Genomic DNA, 24,075 nt, shown 5'->3' on the forward strand with positions numbered 1-24,075 from the left:
CCCTCTCCCTCTGGGAGAGGGCTGGGGTGAGGGCGGTAGTCTGCAGTCGAGTCGAGATGTTACGGCCCACCCACCCCGCCCCTCACCTAAAGAGTGCGATTTCCCCCTCCCTACGCTAACCTGCGGCCATGTTTTACGAGGTCGACTATGCACATTCATATTCTGGGTATCTGCGGGACTTTCATGGGCTCGATGGCGGTGCTGGCCAAAGAGCTGGGCCATCACGTGACCGGCTCCGACGCCAACGTCTATCCACCGATGAGCACGCAGCTTGAAGCCCAAGGCATTCAACTGACGCAAGGTTACGACCCGGCGCAACTCGATCCGGCACCGGATCTGGTGGTGATCGGCAACGCCATGTCCCGCGGCAACCCGGCGGTGGAGTATGTGCTGAACAAAGGCCTGCCGTACGTTTCCGGCCCGCAGTGGCTGGCCGATCACGTGCTGCAAGGTCGCTGGGTGCTGGCCGTCGCCGGTACCCACGGCAAAACCACCACCAGCAGCATGCTCGCCTGGGTGCTGGAACACGCCGGCATGAGCCCGGGTTTCCTGATCGGCGGTGTACCGCAGAACTTCTCGGTGTCCGCACGTCTGGGCGGTACGCCGTTCTTCGTGATCGAGGCTGACGAGTACGACAGCGCGTTTTTCGACAAGCGCTCGAAATTCGTTCACTACCGCCCACGCACTGCGATCCTCAACAACCTTGAGTTCGATCATGCTGACATCTTCCCGGATCTGCCGGCAATCGAGCGGCAATTCCATCACTTGGTGCGGACCATCCCGAGTGAAGGCCTGGTTATCCACCCGACTACCGAGCCGGCGTTGCAGCGCGTGATCGAAATGGGCTGCTGGACCCCGGTGCAGACCACCGGTGCCGGCGGTCAGTGGCAGGTCAAACTGCTCAGCGAAGACGGTTCGGCCTTCGAAGTGATGTTCGAAGGCGTGTCGCAAGGCACCGTCGAATGGGAGCTGACCGGTCAGCACAACGTTGCCAACGCCTTGGCGGCTCTGGCGGCTGCGCGTCACGTGGGTGTAGTGCCATCGATGGGCATCGCCGGCTTGAGCGCATTCAAGAACGTCAAACGGCGCATGGAGAAAGTCGCTGAAGTACGCGGCATCACCATCTACGACGACTTCGCCCACCACCCGACCGCTATTGCCACCACCCTCGACGGTTTGCGCAAACGCATCGGCGACGCACCGCTGATCGCCATCATCGAACCGCGCTCCAACTCGATGAAGCTCGGCGCCCACCGTGACGGTTTGCCGGACAGCGTGGTCGATGCCGACCAGGTGATCTGGTACGCCCCGGCCAACCTCGGCTGGGACCTGGCCGGCACCGCCGCGTTGTGCACCGTGCCGTCGATTGTCAGCGATTCGCTGGAAGGCATTATCGAACGCGTGAAGAGTCAGGCTCAGCCCGGCACACACGTGGTGATCATGAGCAACGGCGGCTTCGGCGGCCTGCACGGCAAACTCGCCGAGGCGCTGCAATGAACACTTTTTCGCAGGGCAACGGCCCGGAGCGCATCACGCTGGCGATGACCGGCGCCTCGGGCGCGCAGTACGGTTTGCGCCTGCTCGATTGTCTGGTGCGTGAAGATCGCGAAGTGCACTTTCTGATCTCCAAGGCTGCACAACTGGTGATGGCCACCGAGACCGATGTCACGCTGCCGCCCAAGCCGCAGATGATGCAGGCGTTCCTCACCGAATACACCGGGGCGGCCGCCGGGCAGATCCGCGTGTACGGCAAGGAAGACTGGATGTCGCCGGTGGCCTCGGGCAGCGGCGCGCCGGCAGCGATGGTGGTGGTGCCATGTTCGACGGGCACGTTGTCGGCCATTGCCACCGGCGCCTGCAACAACCTGATCGAGCGCGCCGCAGATGTCACTTTGAAGGAGCGTCGCCAGTTGATTCTGGTGCCGCGTGAAGCGCCGTATTCGAGCATTCATCTGGAGCACATGCTCAAGCTGTCGAACATGGGCGTGACCATTCTGCCGGCCTCGCCGGGTTTCTATCACCAGCCGCAGACCATCGATGACCTGATCGATTTCGTCGTGGCGCGGATTCTCAATCTGCTGGGCATTCCCCAGGATATGCTGCCGCGTTGGGGTGAGCATCATTTGAGCAGTGATGAATAAGCTGCTGCTGATCGGGCTGGTGGTGTTGCTGACCGGGTGCGCCACGGCGCGCACCTTGGATGCGGCGAAACCGGGCGCGCCGGTGGTGTACTCCGGGACGCGGCTGGATTTGTACGCGATGAATGGCGGGTGCTGCGCGATGGATCGGTTTGGGGCTGAAGCGCCGAGCTATCCGGGTGTGGATCTACCGGGGAGTGCGTTGCTCGATACGCTGTTGTTGCCGTTGTCATTGCTGACGGTGATCGGCGTTAGTTTTCAGGCAACAGGCGGATTGTAGTTAGACAGATCGTTCCCACGCTCCGCGTGGTAACGCCTCCGGTGACGCTCTGCGTCACGCTTTGGGACGCAGAGCGTCCGTGGCTGCATTCCCACGCAGAGCGTGGGAACGATCATGCGGCGGAAGATTATTTGCCGAGCTTGCGCAAATCATCCGACTCGATCACCCGAACCCCGTCCTGTTCTTCCAGCGCCAATCGCCACATCGCCCGCGCCAATTGGCAGGCCTCGATGCCACGGTATTTACCCGGAATCAGCTTCGACAGCGGCCCGGCCAGTTGCTCGGCCAGACGCGGCTCCGTGCGTTCACCCAATAACAGCGATGGCCGGCAAATGGTCAGTTGCGGCCAGTCCTGCGCACGCAAGGCCTGCTCCATTTCGCCTTTGACCCGATTGTAGAAAACCGATGATTTTGGATCCGCGCCGATTGCGCTGATCACAATCAGGTGCCGCGCGCCCATCTCCCTTGCGCGTTTTGCGAAGGCCACCACCATGTCCAGATCTACGGCGCGAAACGCGGCTTCCGAGCCGGCCTGTTTGATCGTGGTACCGAGGCAGCAGTAGGCGATATCGACACGGCCACTGAGTTGCGGCAGAAACGCCTGCGGATCGCCGACCGGGTTTTCCAGATGCGGATGTTCGGCCAATGGTCGACGCGAAGGGGCGAGCACGCGAGAAATCGTTGGCTCGTTGAGCAAACGGTCGAGTAGATGTTCACCGGTCAAACCGGTGGCTCCGGCAAGCAATACGTGCTGAGGCGTCAAGTACATAGTGTCTCTCCCTTGATACTGTTCAGCTTAGTTGCTCTTTATCGCTCCGTCGTTCAATGCAGCACTTTGCAAAGCTTTTCTTGCTTGCTGTTTACGCAGCAGTTGCCAGTGCGACAGCACGGTTTTCGGCGCCCAGATCTGCGGCTCCGAGGCTTCGAAATTGTCCGCCAGCTCGCGCTCGGCAACGGTGGCCTTGGCCAGTTTGAAGGCTTGCTCCAGATCATCGGTCTGGTTCAGCGCCTGGGCGAACAGCGCGTCGCCAAAGTAGGTGAAGTTGGCTTCTTCCGAGCAGCCGAAGGACACCCGGTCGGCGCGCGAGGCGGTCATGATCAACGTGCGTTCGTCTTTCAGTGCCGGGATGAAACCGCCGGAGTAGCAGGATGAAATGACGATGATCTTGTCACGGTTTTTCAGCGGTGCCAGCACGGCGGCGAGTTCGTCGGCGGGCAGGTCGGCCAGTTCCATGCGCGGCTGGTCGAGGACCAGTTCATGTTCGGCGGTGCCGTGGCTGGTCAGGTAGATGAACAGCAAATCTTCCGGGCCGCTGCGTTCGGCGAGGGTTTGCGCGGCGCGGCGCAGGTTCTCGCGGGTGGCCATCGGCCGGTCGGCGAGGTGATCGCGGTGGTTGACCAGCCGGATCTGGCCGTAAGCGCCGAAGCGTGTGTTGAGCATGTTGGCGACGTAGTCGGATTCACGCAGGAATACGCTTTGCTTGCCGTCGCCGCCGAGGGTCAGGGTGTACAACTCGACCGCCGGGGTCGACGCAGGGATGGCGGCCAATGCGTCTTCAAGCAGGCGGCCCTGAGCAAGCAAACCGAGCTCAAGTGTATCGGGCAGCAACTTGCCATCGGCATCGCGTACACGCTGGCCGTTGATCCAGCTGCCGCTCATGACGCTGCCATCGGTCAGCACCAATGTGCCGCGCCCGGAATAACTGTCGTTGTCGAAACCGCCGATGTAGAAACTGCCGTCAGACAGGTTCAAACGGCCCGGGCCGCTGAAGCGCCAGTCGCTGAACGAGCCGATGTAATGGCTGCCGTCGGCGCCGATCAATTCGCCCTTGCCGGTCAGCGCGCCTTCTTTGAACTGGCCAAGCCAGACATCGCCGTCAGCGTTTTCGTAGCGACCCTTGCCGTGCAATTGATTGTTCTTGAAGCCACCGACATAGATGTCGCCGTCGGCGCTGTTGAAGGTGCCGTTGCCCTCCAGCTGACCGTTGACGAAATGCCCGGTGAACGAGTTGCCGCTGGAATCGCCGCGTTGGCCTTCGCCGTTGGGTTTGCCGTGGGCGAACTGGCCTTGGTAGGAGCTGCCGTCGTCCATCTCCAGGCGACCGAGCCCGGAATACTGATCAGCCTTGAACTCGCCCCGGTAGGTCATGGCGTTTTCTTTCAGGGTGCCTTCGCCGTCACGCCGGCCCTGCTTGAAACCGCCGGTGTAACTGCTGGCGTTGGTAGTCAGGCTGCCCTGACCGTCGAACAGCCCAAGCTGGAACTGGCCGCGATAGACCTCGCCATTGCTGCCGTGCCATTCGCCCTGACCATGCCATTGGCCCTTGTCGAACTGACCGGCGTACCAACTGCCATTGGGGTAGTCGACGCGCCCCTGACCTTGCAGCAAGCCATCGACCAGTTCACCGCGATAGCGTCCGCCGTCGGGCAGGCGCGCATCCGGCGGCAACAGCGATTCGCCGTCGCCGCAAGCGGTGAGCATCAGGGTCAGGGCAATGGGTGCAAGAGAAGCGAGTGAGCGCATAGCGGGATCCGGGCAATTAGGCGACCGAGTATGCCGCAGCTATGCGTCGCATAAATAGAGACATGACGCGAAACAGCGTGCGCTGCTTCGCATCCGGAACGATCAGACGAAGCAGAGCGACAACGGCTCGGCGATGTAGGCCGGTTTTTCCGAGCCTTCTATCTCCAGCGTTGCGGTCGCTTTGAGCAGCCACTGGCCGGGTTTTTTCTCGGTCACTTCACCCAGATCGACCTTCAGGCGAACTTTCGAATTGACCTTCACTGGCTGGATGAAACGCACACTGTCCAGACCATAGTTGACCACCATCTTCACGCCTTGCGGCAGGATCAGGATGTCTTCCATCAGTTTGGGGATCAGCGACAACGACAGGAAACCGTGGGCAATGGTGCTGCCAAATGGCGTTTGCGCGGCTTTGACCGGGTCGACGTGAATGAACTGATAATCCCCGGTGGCTTCGGCGAACAGGTTGATACGCTCCTGGTCGATGGTGAGCCATTCGGAACGTCCGAGTTCCTTGCCGACATAATCTTTGAGCTCTGCAACGGGAACATAGGGCATTGAGACTCTCCTTGGGTTCATCGATTTTATAGTTTTTCAGGTGGGGGATTTGACCGCCCTGCGAACCACTGTAGATCATCATGGCGATTTGCTCCGGTCAACCGACCATGCTTTTGGCGAATGCCGATCCATAGCGCAGGCGTGCTTATAATGCGGGCGATGAACGGGAGAGAGACGGGGAGAGAAGTCGGATGTTGTTACGAGGCCTGACCATGCTGGTGCTGTTTCAATTGCTCGGCACGGCGCTCAATCACGTGTTGTTGCCAGTGCTGCCGGGGCCGATCATCGGTCTGCTGTTGTTGCTGATTTTCCTGATTGTTCGCGGTGAAGTCGGCGAGCCGCTGAACCTCGCGGCCGGCAGTCTGCTGCGTTATCTACCGCTGCTGCTGGTGCCTCCGGCCGTCGGCGTGATGGTATATGCCACGGCGATCGCGGCCGATTTCTGGGCGATTGTCGGCGCGTTGGTGGTGTCGCTGATCCTCTCGATGGCGTTTGCCGGCGTGCTGATGCAACGCATGGTCAAGCATCACGCGCACCGGTCGGAGGAATCCTGATGCTCTTCGACTGGCAAGGTGCCTGGGCTTCGGTTATCCATCACCCGCTGTTCGGCATCGGCATCACCCTCGGTGCCTATCAACTGGTGCTGGCAGCGTTCGAGAAAACCCGCTGGATCTTTCTGCAACCGGTGCTGGTCTCCATGCTGTTGGTGATCGGTGTGCTGGTTGGCTGCGGCCTAACCTACGCCGAGTACCGCAAGAGCACCGAGATCCTCAGTATTCTGCTCGGCCCGGCCACGGTGGCGCTGGCAGTGCCGCTGTATCTCAACCTCAAACGCATTCGCCAATTGTTCTGGCCGATTTTTACTACGCTGGTGATAGGCGGAGTAGTGGCGACCGGCATGGGCGTATTGCTGGGCTGGTGGTTTGGCGCTGATCACATGATCCTGATGACCATGGCGCCGAAGTCGGTAACCTCGCCGATCGCAATGCTGGTGGCCGAACAGATCGGTGGCGTCGCGGCGCTGGCAGCGGTGTTCGTGTTGATCACCGGGGTGATCGGGGCGATCTTCGGCCCGGCGCTGCTGACTCGCCTCGGCGTGAGCAGTCCCGAAGCCCGCGGCATGGCGCTGGGCATGACCGCACACGCCGTCGGCACCTCGGTGGCGTTGCAGGAGAGCGATGAATGCGGTGCCTTCGCGGCGCTGGCAATGAGTCTGATGGGCGTGGCCACGGCGGTGTTCCTGCCGTTGGCGGTGTCGATGGTGGTGTAAGGAAATGTCTATGAGTCTGCCGCTTTTCCCGCTGAACACAGTGCTGTTTCCCGGCTGCAACCTCGACTTGCAGATCTTCGAAGCGCGCTACCTGGACATGATCGGCCGCTGCATGAAGCAGGGCGGTGGCTTCGGCGTGGTGTGCATTCTTGAAGGCAGCGAAGTCGGGCTGGCGCCGGAAGGGTATGCACTGGTCGGCTGCGAGGCGCGAATCACCGATTTCCAGCAGCAGGACAACGGCCTGCTGGGAATTCGCGTGCAGGGCGGGCGGCGTTTCAATGTATTGCGCACTGAAGTGCAGCGCGATCAGTTGATCCTCGCCGACGTCGAGTGGCTCGACGAAGAGCCCGAGCAACCGCTGCAGGACGAAGACGCCGACCTGGTTGCGCTGCTCAAAGCGTTGGCGGAACACCCGATGGTTGAAGCCTTGAACATGGGCACCGAAGCGCTCGGCCAGCAGTCACTGGCCAATCAGCTGGCCTATCTGTTGCCGTTCGCCGAAGAAGACAAGATCGACCTGCTGCAGCTCGACGATCCGCAGCAGCGACTGGATGCGATCCAGGCGCTGCTCGATGAGCTGCAGGGCGAGCTGTTTGCCTGAAACATCGTAAAAGATCGCAGCCTTCGGCAACTCCTGCATGACGAACACATGAACACATGTAGGAGCTGCCGAAGGCTGCGATCTTTTGACGTTCAATACGCGTAACGCAACATCGTGTTTGGCAAATGTCGAAACACAAACAGACTGAACAACACCACCAACGCCGGCAAAATCAGCCACCAGACCTTGAACGGCATGGCGTTCAGTGGCTGTTTACGCTGGCTCAGCCACAACCCCGCCGCACACACGCACGCCGCCAACATCGCCCCGGCGAGGATGTCCGTCGGCCAATGCGCCCCCAGATAAACCCGCGACAAGGCAATCGACAGCGCCGGAATGCAACCGACAAACAGCCAGGTCAGGCGCATGCGCGGCGGTTGCCCGCGGCCCGCCAGAACGGCCAGCACCAGGAACAGCGCAAACGAGCCGGAAGCGTGGCCGCTGGGCATGCTGTAACTGGTCAGCGGATCACTCAGCACTTCCGGGCGAACCCGGGCGAAAAACATCTTGGTGCCGGTGTTCAGCAGCGCTGTGCAGAGCAACACGCCGCCGGCGAAAATTGCCTGGCGCCATTGCCGGCACAGCAGCAACAGACCGGTGAGCAGGGCGCTGAACATCAGCATGTTGCGGAATTCGCCGATAAGGGTGAACGTCACGGCGATTTCATCGAGCATCGGCTGGCGATGTTCCTGCACCAGCGTCATCACGCCTTGGTCGAGCGCGGTGAGGTACGGGTAGCCACTGAACAGACCGATCAGAATCAGCAGGCTCATGCTGCTGATCCAGATCGTTGCGCGGCGATGGCGGCGCAGGCTGCTGTTGACACTCAGACCGACCATGACGGCGATGCTCGCCGCGACAATTCCGGCTTGCAGCCAGAAACCTTCCGGCAGCGGCAAACGGATCGCCGCGCCCGTGGCCCAGCCTGGCAGCAGATAAGCGAGGCTCCAGCCGGCGGCGGCCAGCAAACTGACGGCGGCGAAACGCGGGAAGGGCATGTCGCACATGCCGGCAACCATCGGCAGCATCGGCCGTAATGGACCGATAAAACGCCCGACCAACAGGCTGGCGATGCCATAACGCTGGAAATAGCTTTCGGCGCCGGCCATCCATTCCGGGTGATGGCGCAAGCCTGGCAGGCGCCGGATGTTCTGGTGGAAGTGGCGGCCAAGGAAATACGAGATCAAATCCCCGAGAATCCCGCCGAGGAAGCCCAGCAGCAGGGTTTCGCTCAACGATAGCGCGCCACTGCCGGCCAGTACCGCCACGGCAAACAACAACACCGTGCCGGGCACGATCAAACCGGCAATCGCCAGGCATTCCACACACGCGACGATGAATACCGCGGCGGCCAGCCACTGCGGGTTGGCTGCCAGCCAACCGGTTACGCTATCGAGCCATGGGCCCATACCAACAAACTCCAAACCATTGATGATCCCCCTGTAGGAGCTGCCGAAGGCTGCGATCTTTGCTTTTCAAAAGATCAAAAGATCGCAGCCTTCGGCAGCTCCTGCATGAGTGTGTGTTTACAGCAAAAAATAATCCCGGCCTTCGACCTGACCGCGCCGCAGCGGGTTCCGCGTGCACCATTGCGCATAAGTGGCATCGACGAAGCGGTACATCAGGTGTTCATCACGACCGTGGGGAATGCCCAGTCGCGTGGTTTGAATAATCTGCGAGGGCGCCGGGCCGGTGTCTTCTACCAGAAGTAGTTCATGATCGAAACGCTTGGCGTCCCACACTGGCACCTTCAAGCCCAGCGCTTTGCACAGCAATGTCTGCCCGGCGCAGAGCTTTTGCGACGGCCGCGGTCGGCCCTGCGCATCCGGATTATTCACCAGCATCTGCGCCAGACTCGCCGGCCCGCTGACTTCATCGACCCACGGATAGGCCGATTTGATCAATACGGCATTACCCGGCCCTTGCGCGCTGAAGTTCAGCGAATCGCCGCCACGGGCGTAATACATATAAATGTGGCCGCCATCCAGAAACAAAGCCTTACGTTTTTCCGTGTAGCCGAGGGACGCGTGGCTGCCTTTTTCCGCGCAGTAATACGCTTCCGTTTCGATGATCCGCGCGCTGAGCCACAGATCGCCGACGCGATGACGGATGACTTTACCGAGTAATTCTCTGGCCAGCACTTGGGCGTCCCGGTCAAAAAAAGCGTCCGGGAGCCCCAGCGGCAGGCGTTCGGCGTGGGAGCGAACAGTCAGGTTGGACATGGCAGACAAGGTTTATCCAGGCTGAAGAGGTCGTGATGATAACAATGCGCGGCTTAATTACGCCTGAACGTCGGCGATTCGCGGCTCATTTTGACCATCCGCCCGTCACCGCTGTTAGTCCCGGGACGCGACAGCTATAATCTGCCGCTTTCCTCTTTGCCAAGACCCCAGCAGACCATGACTGAGTCCGTTCTTGACTACATGACCCGATTGGGTCGCGCCGCCCGCGAAGCTTCGCGGGTCATCGGCCGTGCCAGCACCGCGCAGAAAAACCGCGCCTTGCAGGCTGCTGCCAATGCCCTCGACGCTGCGCGCGCCGAGCTTGCTGCAGCCAATGAACAGGATCTGGCTGCCGGTCGCGCCAATGGTCTGGAGCCGGCATTGCTGGAGCGTCTGGAACTGACCCCGGCGCGTATCGACGGCATGATCGTCGGCCTGCGTCAGGTGGCTGCGTTGCCGGATCCGGTCGGTGCGATCCGCGACATGAGCTTCCGTCCGTCGGGGATTCAGGTCGGCAAGATGCGCGTGCCGCTGGGCGTGATCGGGATCATCTACGAGTCCCGGCCGAACGTGACCATCGATGCCGCCAGCCTGTGCCTGAAGTCCGGCAACGCGACGATCCTGCGCGGCGGCTCCGAGGCGATTCACTCCAACCGCGCGATTGCCGCGTGCATTCAGCGTGGTCTGGCCGAGGCTGAATTGCCCGCCGCCGTGGTGCAAGTGGTCGAAACCACCGACCGTGCCGCCGTTGGCGCGATGATCACCATGCCCGAGTACGTCGATGTCATCGTGCCGCGCGGTGGCCGTGGCCTGATCGAGCGCATCAGCCGTGACGCCCGCGTGCCGGTGATCAAACACCTGGATGGTATCTGCCACGTTTACGTCAGTGCCCACGCTGATCTGCCGAAAGCCCAGCGCATCGCCTTCAACGCCAAGACTTATCGTTATGGCATCTGCGGTGCGATGGAGACGCTGCTGGTCGATCAGACTGTTGCCAAGGATTTCCTGCCGTCGATGGCTGCCCGGTTCCGCGAAAAAGGCGTCGAGCTGCGTGGCTGCGAACGCACCCGGGCGATTATTGATGCCGTTGCGGCCAGCGAAGAAGACTGGGGCACCGAGTACCTGGCGCCGATTCTGTCGATTCGCGTGGTCGACGGTCTGGATCAGGCCATCGAACACATCAACCATTACGGCTCCCATCACACCGACTCGATCGTCAGCGAAAACCTCGCCGACACCCGCCGGTTCGTGGCGGAAGTCGACTCGGCGTCGGTGATGATCAACACCCCGACGTGCTTTGCCGATGGATTTGAATACGGATTGGGTGCCGAGATCGGCATTTCTACTGATAAGCTGCACGCCCGCGGCCCGGTGGGTCTCGAAGGATTGACCTGCGAGAAGTACATCGTGGTCGGTGATGGCCAGTTGCGCGGCCAGGCGACGGTCTGACTTGTCCGAACTCGACCTGACAGCGCCGCAGCCCGGCAGCGAAACCCGTCCGCGACGCATTGGCGTCCTGGGCGGCACGTTCGACCCGGTGCACATCGGCCATTTGCGTGGTGGGCTGGAAGTCGCCGAAGCGTTGGCGCTCGACGAGTTGCGCCTGATGCCGAATGCGCGGCCGCCACATCGCGGTACGCCGCAGGTGTCGGCGCAGGATCGATTGGCAATGGTCGAGTGCGCGGTGGCCGGAGTGCCGCCGCTGGTGGTGGACGCCCGCGAACTGCAGCGGGACAAACCGTCCTACACCATTGATACCCTGGAGTCGATGCGCGCTGAAATGCCCGCCGAGACCCAGGTTTTTCTGCTTTTGGGCTGGGACGCATTTTGCGGCCTGCCCACTTGGCATCGCTGGGAAGAGTTGCTCCAGCATTGCCACATCCTGGTGCTACAGCGCCCGGACGCCGACAGCGAACCGCCGGATGCCTTGCGCAACCTGCTGGCAGCGCGTTCGGTGAGCGACCCGCTGGCCCTGAAAGGGCCGAGCGGACAGATTGCATTCGTCTGGCAGACACCGCTCGCGGTTTCCGCCACCCAGATCCGTCAACTGCTGGCCAGCGGTAAGTCGGTACGTTTCCTGGTGCCCGACGCGGTCCTGGCCTACATCGATGCGCACGGTCTGTACCGTGCGTCGAATTGAACAAGGCGTGCTTCACTGATACGAATCCACGTGTCGCCAAGCCGCCGAATATATGAGCAAAACGAGTTTTATATGACTGACAAAGACCAAACCAAAGTAAAGCGCAAAGGCACATTCAAGAGCGCCCCGCTGCCAGAGCCGGTCAACACCAACGAGCCGCTGAAGGGCGACGAACTGGTCAAGCTGGCCGTAGCTGCGCTGGAAGACGTCAAGGCACAAGACATCCAGATCATCGATGTTCGCGACAAGCAGAGCATCACTGACTACATGATCATCGCCACCGGTACGTCCAACCGCCAGATCAACGCGATGCTCGACAAGGTTCGCGAAGAAGTCAAAAAGCAGGGCGCCAAGCCGCTGGGCGAAGAAGGCAAGGGCGACAGCGACTGGGTGCTGCTGGACCTGGACCTGGTGATCGTGCACATGATGACTGCCTCGGCACGTCAGTTCTACGACCTGGAGCGCCTGTGGGCCGGTGCCGAGCAAAGTCGTGCGGCGGATGCCAAGCACCACAGCCCGGAAAACACCCACGAGCATTTCACCAAGCTCAACAAAGACCAGCTGTAAGGGATTGCTGTGCGACTGCGCCTGATCGCCGTCGGTTCACGCATGCCCAAGTGGGTGGAAGAAGGCTGGCATGAATATGCCAAGCGTCTTCCGTCCGAGCTGGCGCTGGAACTGGTGGAAATACCGCTCAACACCCGTGGCAAGAATGCCGACGTGGCCCGTTTCATCCGCCAGGAAGGCGAAGCCATGCTGGCCAAGGTCGGGCCGAACGAGCGGATCGTCACGCTGGAAGTCCATGGCAAACCCTGGAGCACCGAGCAGCTTGCGGTCGAACTCGACCGCTGGCGGCTGGATTCGCGCACGGTCAATTTCATGGTCGGTGGCCCGGAAGGGCTGGCGCCGGAAGTCTGTGCCCGTGCCGATCAGCGCTGGTCGTTGTCGCCGCTGACGTTGCCGCACCCGCTGGTGCGGATCCTGATCGGCGAACAGTTGTACCGTGCCTGGACCGTGCTGTCCGGTCACCCTTACCACAAGTAATCCAGCCCTCATGTCTCAGCCGATCCGCATCAAGGACCACGAAAAGGACGCACGCCTGGTGCGTAGCCGCGTCGTGTTCGGGGCCATTGCGATCATGCTGTTGATCGGCGTGCTGATCGCGCGGCTGTATTACTTGCAGGTGATTCAGTACGAGTACCACTCGACACTGTCGGAGAACAACCGCGTCCACGTGCAGCCGATTCCACCAACGCGCGGGCTGATTTTCGACCGCAACGGCGTGGTGGTGGCAGACAACCGGCCAAGCTTCAGCCTGAGCATGACCCGCGAGCGCTCCGGCGACTGGCAGCAAGTGCTCGACGTCATCGTCGAAGTGCTGGAGCTGACGCCCGAGGACCGGGTGATCTTCGAGAAGCGCATGCGCCAGGGGCGCCGGCCGTTCGAGCCGGTACCGATCCTGTTCGAGCTGACCGAAGAGCAGATCGCCCGCATCGCGGTGAACCAGTTCCGTCTGCCCGGTGTGGAAGTGGTTGCGCAGCTGGTTCGTCACTACCCGCAGGGTGCGCACTTTGCGCACTCGGTGGGCTATATGGGGCGGATCAACGAGAAAGAGCTGAAGAGCCTCGATCCGGTCAACTACAGCGGCACCCATCACATCGGCAAAACCGGCATCGAGCGGTTCTACGAGCCGGAATTGCACGGTCAGGTCGGTTACGAAGAAGTCGAGACCAACGCTCGCGGCCGCGTGTTGCGGGTGCTCAAGCGCACCGACCCGATTCCTGGCAAGGACATCGTCCTCAGTCTGGACATCAAATTGCAGGAAGCGGCCGAGGCAGCATTGGGCGGACGTCGCGGCGCAGTGGTGGCGCTGGATCCGAAGACCGGCGAAGTGCTGGCGATGGTCAGCCAGCCGAGTTTCGACCCGAACCTGTTCGTCACCGGGATCAGCTTCAAGGCCTATGCCGAGTTGCGTGATTCCATCGACCGGCCGCTGTTCAACCGCGTGCTGCGCGGCCTGTATCCGCCGGGCTCTACGATCAAACCGGCGGTGGCGATTGCCGGCCTCGATTCCGGGGTGGTGACGGCATCCAGCCGGGTGTTCGACCCGGGCTACTACATGCTGCCGAACTATGATCACAAATACCGTAACTGGAACCGCACCGGTGACGGCTTCGTCGACCTCGATACGGCGATCATGCGGTCCAACGACACCTATTTCTATGACCTGGCGCACAAGCTCGGCATCGATCGGCTGTCGGCGTACATGAACAAGTTCGGCATCGGCCAGAAGGTCTCGCTCGACATGTTCGAAGAATCCCCCGGCCTGATGCCGTCCCGCGAATGGAAGCGGGCGACGCGCAAGCAGGCGTGGTTCCCTGGCGAAACCCTGATCCTCGGGATCGGCCAGGGCTATATGCAATCGACCCCGCTGCAACTGGCCCAGGCCACGGCGCTGGTCGCCAACAAAGGCATCTGGAACCGCCCGCACCTGGCCAAATCCCTCGAAGGGGTGAAGCCGGTGGATGAAAACCCGATGCCGGACATTATCCTGCGCGACCCGTCGGACTGGACCAAGGTCAACCACGGCATGCAGCAGGTGATGCACGGCGCGCGGGGTACCGCGCGCAAAGCCGCCATCGGCGCGCAATACCGGATTGCCGGCAAGTCGGGTACCGCTCAGGTCGTGGCGATCAAGCAGGGCGAGAAATATGACCGCTCCAAGGTTCAGGAGCGCCACCGTGACCATGCCTTGTTCGTCGGTTTCGCCCCGGCTGATGACCCGAAAATCGTTGTATCGGTGATGGTCGAAAACGGTGAGTCCGGCTCCGGGGTTGCTGCTCCCGTCGTACGTCAGGTCATGGACGCCTGGCTGCTCGATCAGGACGGACGCTTGAAGGCCGAATACGCCAGCCCAATCAGTGCGGAGGCTACGGCCCGTGATGAATAACTTTGATCGCATGCTCTCCAGTGAGGATGTGATGCGTCGCCGCGCGACGCTGCTGCAAAGACTGCATATCGACGGACCGTTGCTGATCCTGCTGCTGATCCTCGCCGCCGGCAGCCTGTTCGTGCTGTATTCCGCCAGTGGCAAGAGCTGGGACCTGCTGGCCAAACAGGCCACTTCGTTCGGTATCGGTCTGGTCTCGATGATTATCATCGCCCAGTTCGAGCCGCGTTTCATGGCGCGTTGGGTGCCGCTCGGCTATGTGATCGGCGTGGTGCTGCTGTTGGTGGTGGACATCATGGGCCACAACGCCATGGGCGCCACACGCTGGATCAATATCCCCGGGGTGATCCGCTTCCAGCCCTCGGAATTCATGAAGATCCTGATGCCGGCGACCATTGCCTGGTATTTGTCCAAGCGTACGCTGCCGCCGCAACTCAAGCATGTCGGCATCAGCCTGATGCTGATCGGTGTGCCGTTCGCGCTGATCGTGCGTCAGCCCGATCTCGGCACTTCGCTGCTGATTCTGGCGGGCGGTGCGTTTGTCCTGTTCATGGGTGGGCTGCGCTGGCGCTGGATTCTCAGCGTGCTGGCGGCGGCGGTCCCGGTGTCGGTGGCGATGTGGTTTTTCATCATGCACGACTACCAGAAACAGCGAATCCTGACCTTCCTCGACCCGGAAAGCGATCCGCTGGGCACCGGCTGGAACATCATTCAGTCGAAAGCCGCGATCGGTTCCGGCGGCGTATTCGGCAAGGGCTGGCTGCTCGGCACCCAGTCGCACCTGGACTTCCTGCCGGAAAGCCATACCGACTTCATCATTGCGGTGCTTGGCGAAGAGTTCGGCCTGGTGGGCATTTGTGCTTTGTTGCTGATCTATTTGCTGCTGATTGGCCGGGGACTGGTGATCACCGCCCAGGCGCAAACGCTGTTCGGCAAATTGCTCGCCGGTGCCTTGACCATGACGTTTTTTGTTTACGTTTTCGTCAACATCGGTATGGTCAGTGGCCTGTTGCCGGTTGTAGGGGTGCCGTTGCCGTTCATTAGCTACGGAGGAACTTCGCTGGTGACGCTGCTGTCAGCGTTTGGGGTTTTGATGTCGATCCATACCCATCGCAAGTGGATCGCACAGGTTTGAATAAGGTGAAGAGTGCAATGCAAGTAATGCGTGGCTGGGCGACTCGATGCGCGCCAGTGGTAGGCCTGATGGGCCTCCTGGGCAGCATGCAGGAAGCGCTGGCCGGCGAATACGAAGGCTCGCCGCAGGTGGCCGAATTCGTCGGTGAAATGACCCGCGACTACGGTTTCGCCGGTGAGCAACTGATGGCGGTGTTCCGCGAGGCTCAACGCAAGCAGGCGATTCTCGATGCGATCTCAAGGCCCGCCGAACGGGTCAAGCAGTGGAAAGAATACCGGCCGATGTTCATCACCGACGCGCGCATTGCCCGCGGTGTGGATTTCTGGCGTCAGCACGAGGCAACTTTGGCCCGTGCCGAGCAGGAATACGGCGTACCGGCACAAGTCATCGTGTCGATCATCGGCGTTGAAACCTTTTTCGGACGTAATACCGGTAATTACCGGGTGATCGATGCCTTGTCGACGCTCGGTTTCGACTATCCTCCCCGTGCCGAATTTTTCCGCAAGGAATTGCGTGAGTTCCTGCTGCTGGCGCGCGAAGAACAGGTCGACCCATTGACCCTCAAAGGCTCGTACGCCGGGGCCATGGGCCTGCCGCAGTTCATGCCGAGCAGCTTTCGCGCTTACGCGGTGGATTTCGACGGTGACGGCCACATCAACATCTGGAACAACCCGGATGATGCGATCGGCAGCGTCGCCAGCTACTTCAAGCGTCACGGCTGGGTTGCCGGTGAGCCGGTGGTCAGCCGCGCCGATGTCCGTGGCGATCAGGTCGATGAAGGCCTGACCACTGGCATCGAGCCGACGAAGACGGTCTCAGAGTTGCGGGCGCTGGGCTGGTCAAGTCATGATGCGCTGCGCGATGATATGCCGGTTACGGCATTTCGCCTCGAAGGCGATAACGGCCCGGAATACTGGATGGGCCTGAAGAATTTCTACGCGATCACGCGTTATAACCGCAGCGTGATGTACGCCATGGCCGTACATCAACTGTCTGAACAGCTGGTACAAGCACGGGGCGTCAAGTAATGCAGGCATTGCCTAACAGTAAACCCCTGAAGCTGGTGGCATTCGCTGCGTTGGCAGTGCTGGTCGCCAGTTGTTCGACCAGCCGTTCGCCGACTCAGAAAACCTCGAATACCGCCGTGCGGGCGCAGCCCGGCCTGGACATCAATCGCGCGCATAAAGACGGCGCGCCATGGTGGGACGTCGATGTGTCGCGCATCCCGGATGCCACGCCGACCCTGCACACCGGCCCGTACAAGGCCAACCCGTACACCGTGCTGGGCAAGACTTACTTCCCGTTGCAGGAATCCAAGACTTACGTCGCCTCCGGCACGGCGTCCTGGTACGGCACCAAGTTTCATGGTCAGAACACCGCCAACGGCGAGGTCTACGACCTGTACGGCATGAGTGCAGCCCACAAGACCTTGCCACTGCCAAGTTACGTTCGGGTGACCAACCTGGATAACAATCGGACAGTGATTCTGCGGGTCAATGACCGTGGGCCGTTCTACTCCGACCGCATCATCGATCTGTCCTATGCGGCGGCGAAGAAACTCGGCTACGCCGAAACCGGCACTGCACGGGTCAAGGTCGAAGGTATCGATCCGCAACAATATTGGGCCGCCAAGGGGCGTCCGGCGCCGCTGATGCTCAACGAGCCGCAAGTGGCGCAGAATAGCGCCCCGGTGATTACGGCCTCGGCCGGCACCGTCGAGCAGTGGACGCCACCGCCGCAGCAACATGCCTCTGACACCGTTCCGGTGCCGATGAGCGCAAAAAAAAACGCTTCTGCACCAGCGTCTGGCCAGTATCTGCAGGTGGGCGCGTTCGCCAACCCGGACGCTGCAGAACTGCTGAGGTCGAAGCTCAGCGGGATGGTGAGCGCTCCGGTGTTCATCAGCTCGATCGTGCGCAATCAGCAGACGCTGCACCGGGTGCGCCTGGGGCCGATCGGTTCGCCGGGTGAAATTGCCCAGGTACAGAACAGCGTGCGCCTGGCCAACCTTGGTTCGCCAAGTGTGGTCACCGAGTAACACGTAGAACTTGATTGACGATTCGCCAGCGATTGGGGGGTGAATCAGGTTGTTGGCTCGTCGAAGAACAAAAGCCCGGCAAGGGTGACTGGAGTGAGCAACTGAACACGCGATGGCTCGTTAGAAAGTCATCTGATTAAATTTTGTCCGCAAGGGCAGTTTCCATTAGCGATTTCGAGAGACGGATGAACATCACCACCTTTGCCAAACGCCTGTGTCTGCTAGTCCCGCTGCTCCTCTCGCCAGCCGCCTTCGCGGCCGAGATGATGCCGTCGCCACCGCAACTGGCCGCCAAAGCCTACGTACTCATGGATGCCGCGAGCGGCAACGTGCTGGTAGAGAACAATGGCGACCAGCGTCTGCCACCGGCCAGCCTGACCAAGCTGATGACCGCGTACATCGCGACCCTGGAAATCCGTCGTGGCCAGATCGGTGAAAACGATCCGGTGACCGTCAGCGAAAACGCCTGGCGCACTGGCGGTTCGCGGATGTTCATCAAGGTTGGCTCGCAGGTCACCGTCAGCGACCTGCTGCACGGCATCATCATCCAGTCCGGCAACGACGCCAGCGTCGCGCTGTCCGAGCACATCGCCGGCAGCGAAGATGCGTTCGCCGACCTGATGAACAAGACTGTGACTGATCTGGGCATGACCAATACCCACTTCATGAACCCGACCGGTCTGCCAAACCCTGAGCACTACTCGTCGGCTCACGACATGGCGATCCTGGCCCGTGCGATCATCCATGAAGACCCGGCTCACTACGCGATCTACTCGCAGAAAGAGTTCTTCTGGAACGGCATCAAGCAGCCTAACCGCAACCTGCTGCTGTGGCGCGACAAGACGGTCGACGGTCTGAAAACCGGTCACACCGACGAAGCCGGCTACTGCATGGTGTCCTCGGCTGTACGTGATGGCCAGCGCCTGATCGCCGTGGTGTTCGGCACCAACAGCGAAGTGGCCCGCGCCGCTGAAACCCAGAAGCTTTTGACTTACGGCTTCCGCTTCTTCGAAACCCAGACCTTCTACCAGAAGGGCACCGAACTGGCTCAGGCCCCGGTGTGGAAAGGCACCACCAATCAAGTCAAGGCCGGCCTGGCTGAAGACCTGACCATGACCCTGCCAAAAGGCCAGCTGAAGAAGCTTGCTGCGAGCATGACCATGAACCCGCAACTGGTTGCGCCAATCGCCAAGGGCGACGTGATCGGTAAAGTCGAAGTCAAACTGGAAGACAAGGTCGTGCACAGCGCTGACCTGATCGCTCTGGATGGCGTCGAGGAGGGTGGTATCTTCCGCCGCATGTGGGATAGCATCCGTCTATTCTTCTACGGCTTGTTCAACTGATTTGTGTTGACCTGCATGGCCCCGCCCCGATCCGGTGCGGGGCCATGCGCGTTATCACGGCTTGCGCTCAAGAGGCCGTTACGCCATGACCGATACCGAAGTAAAGGCGCCAAAGATCGAATTTCCCCAGGTTGATTATCCGGTTAAGGTGATCAGCGACACGGGGGTTGGCCACAAAGACAAGATCATCGAAATCGTGAAGAAATTCGCGAAGATCAACGATGAGCGTGTCGACGAGCGTTCGAGCAGCAACGGCAAATACACCACAATTCAGTTGCACATCGTCGCGACCGATCAGGATCAGCTGTACAACATCAACAGCGAACTGCGGGCGACCGGCTTCGTGCACATGGTGTTGTGATGCCGGGCACGCTGGGCTTTCGTGAGCTCGGCCAGATGGCTTACGAGCCGGTCTGGCATGCCATGCAACGCTTTACCAACGAACGCGGCAGCGATGCCGCCGACGAAATCTGGCTCGTCGAACACCCACCGGTGTTCACTCAGGGCCAGGCCGGCAAGGCCGAACACCTGTTACTGCCGGGAGATATCCCGGTGGTGCAGGTCGATCGCGGCGGGCAGGTGACTTATCATGGCCCCGGCCAGTTGGTGGCTTACCTGTTGCTGGATGTACGCAAGCTGGGTTTCGGCGTGCGTGATCTGGTCAGTCGCATGGAGGCTTGCCTGATTGAACTGCTGGCCAGCTACGGCGTAACCGCTGCGGCCAAGCCAGATGCTCCCGGCGTCTATGTCGATGGAGCTAAAATCGCTTCTCTGGGTTTGCGGATTCGCCACGGTTGTTCCTTTCATGGCCTGGCCCTGAACGTGGATATGAACCTGGAACCGTTTCGACGGATTAATCCCTGCGGCTATGCCGGGTTGACAATGACCCAGCTGAGCGATCACGCAGGATCGATTGAATTTGCCGAGGTAAGTGCCCGGCTGCGTGCGCAGCTCGTCAAACACCTCGACTATGCTGAGCAGACGACCCTGACGGGCGGAATCGACTGATATGACTACTGATGCAGTGCAAACCATGATCCCGACGCTCGACGTGACCGAGCGCCCGGCCCCGCGTCCCAAGGTAGAAGCCGGCGTCAAGCTGCGCGGCGCCGAGAAGGTTGCACGCATCCCGGTAAAGATCATTCCGACCACCGAACTGCCGAAGAAGCCTGACTGGATTCGCGTACGCATCCCGGTTTCGCCGGAAGTCGACCGGATCAAGAGCCTGCTGCGTAAACACAAGCTGCACAGCGTCTGCGAAGAAGCCTCCTGCCCGAACCTGGGTGAGTGCTTCTCCGGCGGCACCGCGACGTTCATGATCATGGGTGACATCTGCACCCGTCGCTGCCCGTTCTGCGACGTTGGCCACGGTCGTCCGAAGCCACTGGACGTCAACGAGCCGGAAAGCCTGGCCATCGCCATCGCCGACCTCAAGCTCAAGTACGTGGTGATCACTTCGGTTGACCGCGACGACCTGCGCGACGGTGGTGCCCAGCACTTTGCCGACTGCATCCGCGAAATCCGCAAACTGTCGCCGAACGTGCAGCTCGAGACCCTGGTCCCGGACTACCGTGGCCGCATGGACGTCGCGCTGGAAATCACTGCTGCCGAGCCACCGGATGTGTTCAACCACAACCTGGAAACCGTGCCGCGCCTGTACAAGGCTGCGCGTCCGGGTTCGGATTACCAGTGGTCGCTGACTCTGCTGCAACGCTTCAAGCAGATGATGCCGCACATTCCGACCAAATCCGGCTTGATGCTGGGTCTGGGCGAGACCGACGAAGAAGTCATCGAAGTCATGAAGCGCATGCGCGAACACGACATCGACATGCTGACCCTCGGTCAGTACCTGCAACCGTCGCGTAGCCACTTGCCGGTGCAGCGTTTCGTCCATCCGGACACCTTCGCCTGGTTCGCCGAGGAAGGTTACAAGATGGGCTTCAAGAACGTCGCTTCGGGCCCGCTGGTGCGTTCTTCGTACCACGCCGACGAGCAAGCCAAGCTGGTGAAGGCTGAGTTGATGGGGTCCTGATCCGCTGCTGAACGTAAAAAATGCCCGCGAGACGTTAGTCTTCGCGGGCATTTTTTTGCCTGTCCTACGCCAGGCGCATACTTTTCCTGCAATGCGCGGGGCAGCAGAGCCTCTTCTGTTTCCTCCCGTTCCTGACTACTGTGTGCGCATGAGTTCACACAGGGAGATCCATGGATGACCGTTCGACCCACCCACACACTGTTTCCCCATAAACCGGTGCCCGCGTTGCCGTCGGAAGGGCTGATCGGCGTGATCGCGCCAGCCGGGCCCGGTGCGCTGGACACCGACAAGGCTGTGCAATGGATGCGCGCCCGGGGTTATGGGTTGAAAGTGTTTCCTGGCGTCTACGAGAAGGATGGCTATCTGGCAGGCAGCGATGACGTGCGGCTCAACGATCTGCATGCCGCGTTCGCCGACCCTGAAGTTGACGCGATCATCTGCTTGCGCGGTGGCTACGGTACGCCACGACTGCTGGACCGGATCGACTACGATCTGCTGAGTCGTAACGCCAAGCCATTTGTCGGCTACAGCGACATCACCGCACTGCACCTGGCCATCAGTCGCTATGCCGGCTTCGTGACCTTTCACGGACCGCTGCTCAATGCCGACCTGCTGGGCGACAAGGAGCCGCCGACCGTCACTTCGTTCTTCGCCATGCTGCGCGGCCAGTTGAGGGCGGGGAGTGTGCTGAGTCATCCGGTGGCTTATCCATTGACCACGGTTGCGCCCGGTATCGCTCACGGACGCTTGCTCGGCGGCAATCTGGCGATGATTGCATCAACGTTGGGCACGCCTTACGAGATTGATGTCGAAGGGGTGATTCTGCTCATCGAAGACATCAACGAGCCGTTGTATCGCATCGACCGGTTGCTGACCCAGATGCGTCTGGCCGGCAAGTTGGCCAAATTGCGCGGAGTGTTGGTTGGGGATGTGGCAGGAGTGGATGTCGCGGCATTGAACCGCTTGCTCAAGCAGACATTTGAACCGTTGCGGATTCCGGTCCTGTCGGGGTGGCGCAGCGGCCATTGCGATCCGAACCTGACGCTGCCGATGGGCGCGCTGGTGCGTCTGGATGCCGGGAAGCAGGAGTTGCTGCTGGAGCAGGATGTGGTGACCCGATAATGCAAAAGATCGCAGCCTGCGGCGGCTCCTGCATTGGAATGCGATCCATGTAGGAGCTGCCGCAGGCTGCGATCTTTTGATCTGGCTTTATTGGCTCCGCAGGCTTTCCAGCAACTTGTGCGTCGGATAGCCATCCGCCGGCCAGCCAAGCGCCTGCTGCGCACTGCGAATCGCCTTGCGGGTATTGGCGCCGATAATCCCGTCAGCCGTGCCGGCATCGTAATTGCGCGCACTCAGTAGGGTCTGCAACTCCATCCGCTCGGTACGGCTCAATGGCAGGTCATCTTTCGGCCAGGTGCCGTTGATCAAGCCTGCGCCGTCGAAACGCTCGGACAACAGGCTCACTGCCAACGCATACGACGACGAGTTGTTGTACTTGAGGATCGCACGGAAGTTGTCGAGGATGAGGAACGCCGGGCCACGGTAGCCCGCCGGAAGCAAGAGGGCGGCGGACAGCTGTTCAGTGCCCGCAGGCGCCTGCCCGCCGTTTGGCAGAATCACGCCCAACTGACGCCATTCAGCGACACTCTTGCGAATCGCGCCGTCAGCCAGGGTGTAATTGAAACTGCTCGGCAGTTGCACTTCAAAACCCCACGGCTGGCCACGCTGCCAGCCGGAGCTTTGCAAGTAATGCGCAGTGGAAGCCAGCGCATCCGCCGGGCTGCCCCAGATGTCACGGCGACCGTCACCGTCGAAATCCACGGCGTGGGTGTTGTAAGTGGTCGGAATGAACTGGGTCTGGCCCATCGCGCCGGCCCAGGAGCCAAGCATCTTCTCTGGCGTGATATCGCCCTGTTGCAGAATTTGCAGGGCGGCGATCAATTGCGCATGGGCAAAGCCCGGGCGACGGCCTTCGTAGGCGAGGGTGGCCAGTGAGTTGATCACCGATTTGCTGCCCTGGAACTGGCCGAAATTACTCTCCATGCCCCATACCGAAACGAGCGCCTGACGATCGACGCCATAACGTTGCTCGATGCTTTGCAGAATATCGGCGTACTGGCTGATCAATGCCTGACCTTTGCGCACGCGCAGTGGCGACAGCGCGCCGTCGAGGTATTCCCACACCGGGCGGGAAAACTCCGGCTGGCTGCGGTCGGCGCGAATCACGCTGGCATCGAAGCTGACATTGGCAAAGGCGCGATCAAACAGATCAGGACGAATCCCGGCGGCCAGCGCGTCCTTGCGAAAACCTGCCTGCCATTCGGCAAAGGTCTGAGTGGGCTGAAGATCGAGAGGGTCGGCGGACGGCACTACCGGCGGGATGATCGCTGGGGCCGTGGCGACAGGCGCGGCTTGAAGGGGTTGCGCATCGGCGGCGGTGGGTTTTTCCGCGCAGGCGACAAGCAGAATGAAGCTGGAGGCAGCGATCATCTGGCGAACAGGCCAGCGACGGGAAAGACTTAGGGGCATGCACAGTTCCAGGAAAACGAATCAGGTGCAGACCTTAACATGAGCGGGGGGTACTGCGCTTTAAGCGGCCAGAAAGTAAGAAGCCTCCCAGCTGTCAGACTGGAAGGCTTCGCGGCGGTAGCTGCCTTTGCCCTTGGCTGGTCGTTCCTGACGACTGCGGAACAAAGGCTGGGCGACAATGGATTTGGCCTTGTTGGGGCCATGTTTCGATGGCTTTTTGCTCATGAGGGTTCTCTCGAGTGAGTGGGGTTTGCGCGGCAAATAATCTGCCGATGTTGGGCGTCTGTCTATAGGGCAAATGTGGATGGTGTT

The 24,075-nt window shown here is 60.9% G+C and carries 26 protein-coding genes; 19 read left to right on the plus strand and 7 right to left on the minus strand.

All coding sequences use genetic code 11. The annotated features are described in order from the left end of the window. The first annotated feature begins 147 nt into the window (after window positions 1-147). Genes mpl through CQ009_RS19385 form a run of 3 tightly spaced genes read left to right on the plus strand, consistent with a single transcriptional unit; the run spans window position 148 to window position 2,418 of the window. Window positions 148-1,497 (plus strand): UDP-N-acetylmuramate:L-alanyl-gamma-D-glutamyl-meso-diaminopimelate ligase, encoded by a 1,350-nt coding sequence (gene mpl, locus CQ009_RS19375; RefSeq protein WP_007909560.1) that lies wholly within the window; start codon window positions 148-150, stop codon window positions 1,495-1,497. Beyond that, entirely contained in the window at window positions 1,494-2,141 is a 648-nt protein-coding gene (ubiX, locus tag CQ009_RS19380) for a flavin prenyltransferase UbiX (RefSeq protein ID WP_053124202.1), read from the plus strand. Before mpl ends, ubiX begins: the two co-directional genes overlap by 4 nt. Next, window positions 2,134-2,418 carry a YceK/YidQ family lipoprotein gene (locus tag CQ009_RS19385; RefSeq protein WP_053124200.1) on the plus strand — a complete coding sequence of 95 codons (285 nt, stop codon included), beginning with the start codon at window positions 2,134-2,136 and terminating at the stop codon, window positions 2,416-2,418. The genes ubiX and CQ009_RS19385 overlap by 8 nt, the downstream gene beginning before the upstream one ends. A 127-nt stretch (window positions 2,419-2,545) precedes the next feature. Here the strand turns inward: CQ009_RS19385 and CQ009_RS19390 are convergent, their stop codons facing one another. The 3 genes from CQ009_RS19390 to CQ009_RS19400 form a co-directional block, all read right to left on the minus strand. After that, complete coding sequence (locus CQ009_RS19390) at window positions 2,546-3,187, minus strand: oxidoreductase (RefSeq protein WP_053124198.1); 642 nt, start codon at window positions 3,185-3,187, stop codon at window positions 2,546-2,548. Between the two features lie 27 nt (window positions 3,188-3,214). Continuing rightward, entirely contained in the window at window positions 3,215-4,942 is a 1,728-nt protein-coding gene (locus tag CQ009_RS19395; protein ID WP_105708247.1) for a C13 family peptidase, read from the minus strand. Between the two features lie 102 nt (window positions 4,943-5,044). Further along, complete coding sequence (locus tag CQ009_RS19400) at window positions 5,045-5,500, minus strand: MaoC family dehydratase (RefSeq protein ID WP_064390755.1); 456 nt, start codon at window positions 5,498-5,500, stop codon at window positions 5,045-5,047. A gap of 191 nt (window positions 5,501-5,691) precedes the next feature. Here CQ009_RS19400 and CQ009_RS19405 point away from each other — a divergent pair, with 191 nt between their 5' ends. Genes CQ009_RS19405 through CQ009_RS19415 form a run of 3 tightly spaced genes read left to right on the plus strand, consistent with a single transcriptional unit; the run spans window position 5,692 to window position 7,371 of the window. Then, window positions 5,692-6,054 (plus strand): CidA/LrgA family protein, encoded by a 363-nt coding sequence (locus tag CQ009_RS19405; protein ID WP_105708249.1) that lies wholly within the window; start codon window positions 5,692-5,694, stop codon window positions 6,052-6,054. Next, window positions 6,054-6,770, plus strand: a complete 717-nt coding sequence (locus CQ009_RS19410) for an LrgB family protein (RefSeq protein ID WP_105708252.1) — start codon at window positions 6,054-6,056, stop codon at window positions 6,768-6,770. Before CQ009_RS19405 ends, CQ009_RS19410 begins: the two co-directional genes overlap by 1 nt. A gap of 10 nt (window positions 6,771-6,780) precedes the next feature. Further along, window positions 6,781-7,371 carry an LON peptidase substrate-binding domain-containing protein gene (locus tag CQ009_RS19415; RefSeq protein WP_064390752.1) on the plus strand — a complete coding sequence of 197 codons (591 nt, stop codon included), beginning with the start codon at window positions 6,781-6,783 and terminating at the stop codon, window positions 7,369-7,371. Window positions 7,372-7,463: 92 nt separating this feature from the next. On the opposite strand, the gene CQ009_RS19420 is transcribed toward CQ009_RS19415, so the two are convergent. Together CQ009_RS19420 and CQ009_RS19425 are read right to left on the minus strand one after the other, a co-directional pair. Next, window positions 7,464-8,780 (minus strand): bifunctional DedA family/phosphatase PAP2 family protein, encoded by a 1,317-nt coding sequence (locus tag CQ009_RS19420; protein ID WP_064390751.1) that lies wholly within the window; start codon window positions 8,778-8,780, stop codon window positions 7,464-7,466. 117 nt (window positions 8,781-8,897) lie between these two features. Continuing rightward, complete coding sequence (locus CQ009_RS19425) at window positions 8,898-9,593, minus strand: DNA-3-methyladenine glycosylase (protein ID WP_105708254.1); 696 nt, start codon at window positions 9,591-9,593, stop codon at window positions 8,898-8,900. 177 nt (window positions 9,594-9,770) lie between these two features. On the opposite strand from CQ009_RS19425, the gene CQ009_RS19430 reads away from it, so the two are divergent. From CQ009_RS19430 to CQ009_RS19490, 13 genes are all read left to right on the plus strand, one after another. After that, window positions 9,771-11,042: a glutamate-5-semialdehyde dehydrogenase gene (locus CQ009_RS19430; protein ID WP_105708257.1), complete on the plus strand. Its 1,272-nt coding sequence runs from the start codon at window positions 9,771-9,773 to the stop codon at window positions 11,040-11,042. After that, the gene (nadD, locus tag CQ009_RS19435) at window positions 11,011-11,733 is read left to right on the plus strand and encodes a nicotinate-nucleotide adenylyltransferase (RefSeq protein WP_105708259.1); all 723 of its coding nucleotides are present in this window, start codon (window positions 11,011-11,013) and stop codon (window positions 11,731-11,733) included. Before CQ009_RS19430 ends, nadD begins: the two co-directional genes overlap by 32 nt. 72 nt (window positions 11,734-11,805) lie before the next feature. Beyond that, window positions 11,806-12,300 carry a ribosome silencing factor gene (rsfS, locus tag CQ009_RS19440; protein ID WP_016986117.1) on the plus strand — a complete coding sequence of 165 codons (495 nt, stop codon included), beginning with the start codon at window positions 11,806-11,808 and terminating at the stop codon, window positions 12,298-12,300. Between the two features lie 9 nt (window positions 12,301-12,309). Beyond that, window positions 12,310-12,777: a 23S rRNA (pseudouridine(1915)-N(3))-methyltransferase RlmH gene (gene rlmH, locus CQ009_RS19445; protein ID WP_003185785.1), complete on the plus strand. Its 468-nt coding sequence runs from the start codon at window positions 12,310-12,312 to the stop codon at window positions 12,775-12,777. Between the two features lie 10 nt (window positions 12,778-12,787). Next, window positions 12,788-14,683 (plus strand): penicillin-binding protein 2, encoded by a 1,896-nt coding sequence (mrdA, locus tag CQ009_RS19450; protein ID WP_064390747.1) that lies wholly within the window; start codon window positions 12,788-12,790, stop codon window positions 14,681-14,683. A gap of 31 nt (window positions 14,684-14,714) precedes the next feature. Further along, window positions 14,715-15,818, plus strand: a complete 1,104-nt coding sequence (gene rodA / locus CQ009_RS19455; protein WP_064390758.1) for a rod shape-determining protein RodA — start codon at window positions 14,715-14,717, stop codon at window positions 15,816-15,818. A gap of 17 nt (window positions 15,819-15,835) precedes the next feature. After that, window positions 15,836-16,846, plus strand: a complete 1,011-nt coding sequence (gene mltB / locus CQ009_RS19460; RefSeq protein ID WP_064390746.1) for a lytic murein transglycosylase B — start codon at window positions 15,836-15,838, stop codon at window positions 16,844-16,846. Beyond that, window positions 16,846-17,856, plus strand: coding sequence for a septal ring lytic transglycosylase RlpA family protein (locus CQ009_RS19465; RefSeq protein ID WP_064390745.1), 1,011 nt, complete (start codon window positions 16,846-16,848; stop codon window positions 17,854-17,856). Before mltB ends, CQ009_RS19465 begins: the two co-directional genes overlap by 1 nt. Window positions 17,857-18,041: 185 nt before the next feature. Continuing rightward, window positions 18,042-19,199 (plus strand): D-alanyl-D-alanine carboxypeptidase family protein, encoded by a 1,158-nt coding sequence (locus CQ009_RS19470; RefSeq protein WP_064390744.1) that lies wholly within the window; start codon window positions 18,042-18,044, stop codon window positions 19,197-19,199. An 85-nt stretch (window positions 19,200-19,284) separates the two neighbouring features. Further along, window positions 19,285-19,560 carry a DUF493 domain-containing protein gene (locus CQ009_RS19475; protein WP_008087908.1) on the plus strand — a complete coding sequence of 92 codons (276 nt, stop codon included), beginning with the start codon at window positions 19,285-19,287 and terminating at the stop codon, window positions 19,558-19,560. Then, window positions 19,560-20,207, plus strand: coding sequence for a lipoyl(octanoyl) transferase LipB (gene lipB / locus CQ009_RS19480; RefSeq protein ID WP_105708261.1), 648 nt, complete (start codon window positions 19,560-19,562; stop codon window positions 20,205-20,207). The genes CQ009_RS19475 and lipB overlap by 1 nt, the downstream gene beginning before the upstream one ends. 25 nt (window positions 20,208-20,232) lie before the next feature. Beyond that, the gene (lipA, locus tag CQ009_RS19485) at window positions 20,233-21,231 is read left to right on the plus strand and encodes a lipoyl synthase (RefSeq protein ID WP_161806657.1); all 999 of its coding nucleotides are present in this window, start codon (window positions 20,233-20,235) and stop codon (window positions 21,229-21,231) included. 174 nt (window positions 21,232-21,405) lie between these two features. Next, the gene (locus CQ009_RS19490) at window positions 21,406-22,353 is read left to right on the plus strand and encodes an LD-carboxypeptidase (RefSeq protein WP_064390742.1); all 948 of its coding nucleotides are present in this window, start codon (window positions 21,406-21,408) and stop codon (window positions 22,351-22,353) included. 87 nt (window positions 22,354-22,440) lie between these two features. On the opposite strand, the gene CQ009_RS19495 is transcribed toward CQ009_RS19490, so the two are convergent. Together CQ009_RS19495 and arfA are read right to left on the minus strand one after the other, a co-directional pair. After that, on the minus strand, window positions 22,441-23,763 hold the full coding sequence (locus CQ009_RS19495) for a lytic murein transglycosylase (protein WP_064390741.1): 1,323 nt from the start codon (window positions 23,761-23,763) through the stop codon (window positions 22,441-22,443). A gap of 60 nt (window positions 23,764-23,823) precedes the next feature. Further along, window positions 23,824-23,988: an alternative ribosome rescue factor ArfA gene (arfA, locus tag CQ009_RS19500; protein WP_064390740.1), complete on the minus strand. Its 165-nt coding sequence runs from the start codon at window positions 23,986-23,988 to the stop codon at window positions 23,824-23,826. Window positions 23,989-24,075 lie beyond the last annotated feature (87 nt).

Source organism: Pseudomonas sp. MYb2 (assembly GCF_002979955.1).
Classification (GTDB): domain Bacteria; phylum Pseudomonadota; class Gammaproteobacteria; order Pseudomonadales; family Pseudomonadaceae; genus Aquipseudomonas.

Coding starts and splice junctions, on each gene's coding strand:
- nadD (WP_105708259.1), top strand. CDS start 11,011: ATGGCCAGTTGCGCGGCCAGGCGACGGTCTGACTTGTCCGAACTCGAC.
- rodA (WP_064390758.1), top strand. CDS start 14,715: ATGCGTCGCCGCGCGACGCTGCTGCAAAGACTGCATATCGACGGACCG.
- CQ009_RS19385 (WP_053124200.1), top strand. CDS start 2,134: ATGAATAAGCTGCTGCTGATCGGGCTGGTGGTGTTGCTGACCGGGTGC.
- CQ009_RS19415 (WP_064390752.1), top strand. CDS start 6,781: ATGAGTCTGCCGCTTTTCCCGCTGAACACAGTGCTGTTTCCCGGCTGC.
- CQ009_RS19395 (WP_105708247.1), bottom strand. CDS start 4,942: ATGCGCTCACTCGCTTCTCTTGCACCCATTGCCCTGACCCTGATGCTC.
- CQ009_RS19430 (WP_105708257.1), top strand. CDS start 9,771: ATGACTGAGTCCGTTCTTGACTACATGACCCGATTGGGTCGCGCCGCC.
- mpl (WP_007909560.1), top strand. CDS start 148: ATGCACATTCATATTCTGGGTATCTGCGGGACTTTCATGGGCTCGATG.
- mltB (WP_064390746.1), top strand. CDS start 15,836: ATGCAAGTAATGCGTGGCTGGGCGACTCGATGCGCGCCAGTGGTAGGC.
- rsfS (WP_016986117.1), top strand. CDS start 11,806: ATGACTGACAAAGACCAAACCAAAGTAAAGCGCAAAGGCACATTCAAG.
- CQ009_RS19390 (WP_053124198.1), bottom strand. CDS start 3,187: ATGTACTTGACGCCTCAGCACGTATTGCTTGCCGGAGCCACCGGTTTG.
- CQ009_RS19405 (WP_105708249.1), top strand. CDS start 5,692: ATGTTGTTACGAGGCCTGACCATGCTGGTGCTGTTTCAATTGCTCGGC.
- CQ009_RS19410 (WP_105708252.1), top strand. CDS start 6,054: ATGCTCTTCGACTGGCAAGGTGCCTGGGCTTCGGTTATCCATCACCCG.
- lipB (WP_105708261.1), top strand. CDS start 19,560: ATGCCGGGCACGCTGGGCTTTCGTGAGCTCGGCCAGATGGCTTACGAG.
- CQ009_RS19470 (WP_064390744.1), top strand. CDS start 18,042: ATGAACATCACCACCTTTGCCAAACGCCTGTGTCTGCTAGTCCCGCTG.
- CQ009_RS19495 (WP_064390741.1), bottom strand. CDS start 23,763: ATGCCCCTAAGTCTTTCCCGTCGCTGGCCTGTTCGCCAGATGATCGCT.
- CQ009_RS19425 (WP_105708254.1), bottom strand. CDS start 9,593: ATGTCCAACCTGACTGTTCGCTCCCACGCCGAACGCCTGCCGCTGGGG.
- CQ009_RS19490 (WP_064390742.1), top strand. CDS start 21,406: ATGACCGTTCGACCCACCCACACACTGTTTCCCCATAAACCGGTGCCC.
- CQ009_RS19400 (WP_064390755.1), bottom strand. CDS start 5,500: ATGCCCTATGTTCCCGTTGCAGAGCTCAAAGATTATGTCGGCAAGGAA.
- mrdA (WP_064390747.1), top strand. CDS start 12,788: ATGTCTCAGCCGATCCGCATCAAGGACCACGAAAAGGACGCACGCCTG.
- CQ009_RS19475 (WP_008087908.1), top strand. CDS start 19,285: ATGACCGATACCGAAGTAAAGGCGCCAAAGATCGAATTTCCCCAGGTT.
- ubiX (WP_053124202.1), top strand. CDS start 1,494: ATGAACACTTTTTCGCAGGGCAACGGCCCGGAGCGCATCACGCTGGCG.
- CQ009_RS19420 (WP_064390751.1), bottom strand. CDS start 8,780: ATGGGCCCATGGCTCGATAGCGTAACCGGTTGGCTGGCAGCCAACCCG.
- CQ009_RS19465 (WP_064390745.1), top strand. CDS start 16,846: ATGCAGGCATTGCCTAACAGTAAACCCCTGAAGCTGGTGGCATTCGCT.
- lipA (WP_161806657.1), top strand. CDS start 20,233: ATGATCCCGACGCTCGACGTGACCGAGCGCCCGGCCCCGCGTCCCAAG.
- arfA (WP_064390740.1), bottom strand. CDS start 23,988: ATGAGCAAAAAGCCATCGAAACATGGCCCCAACAAGGCCAAATCCATT.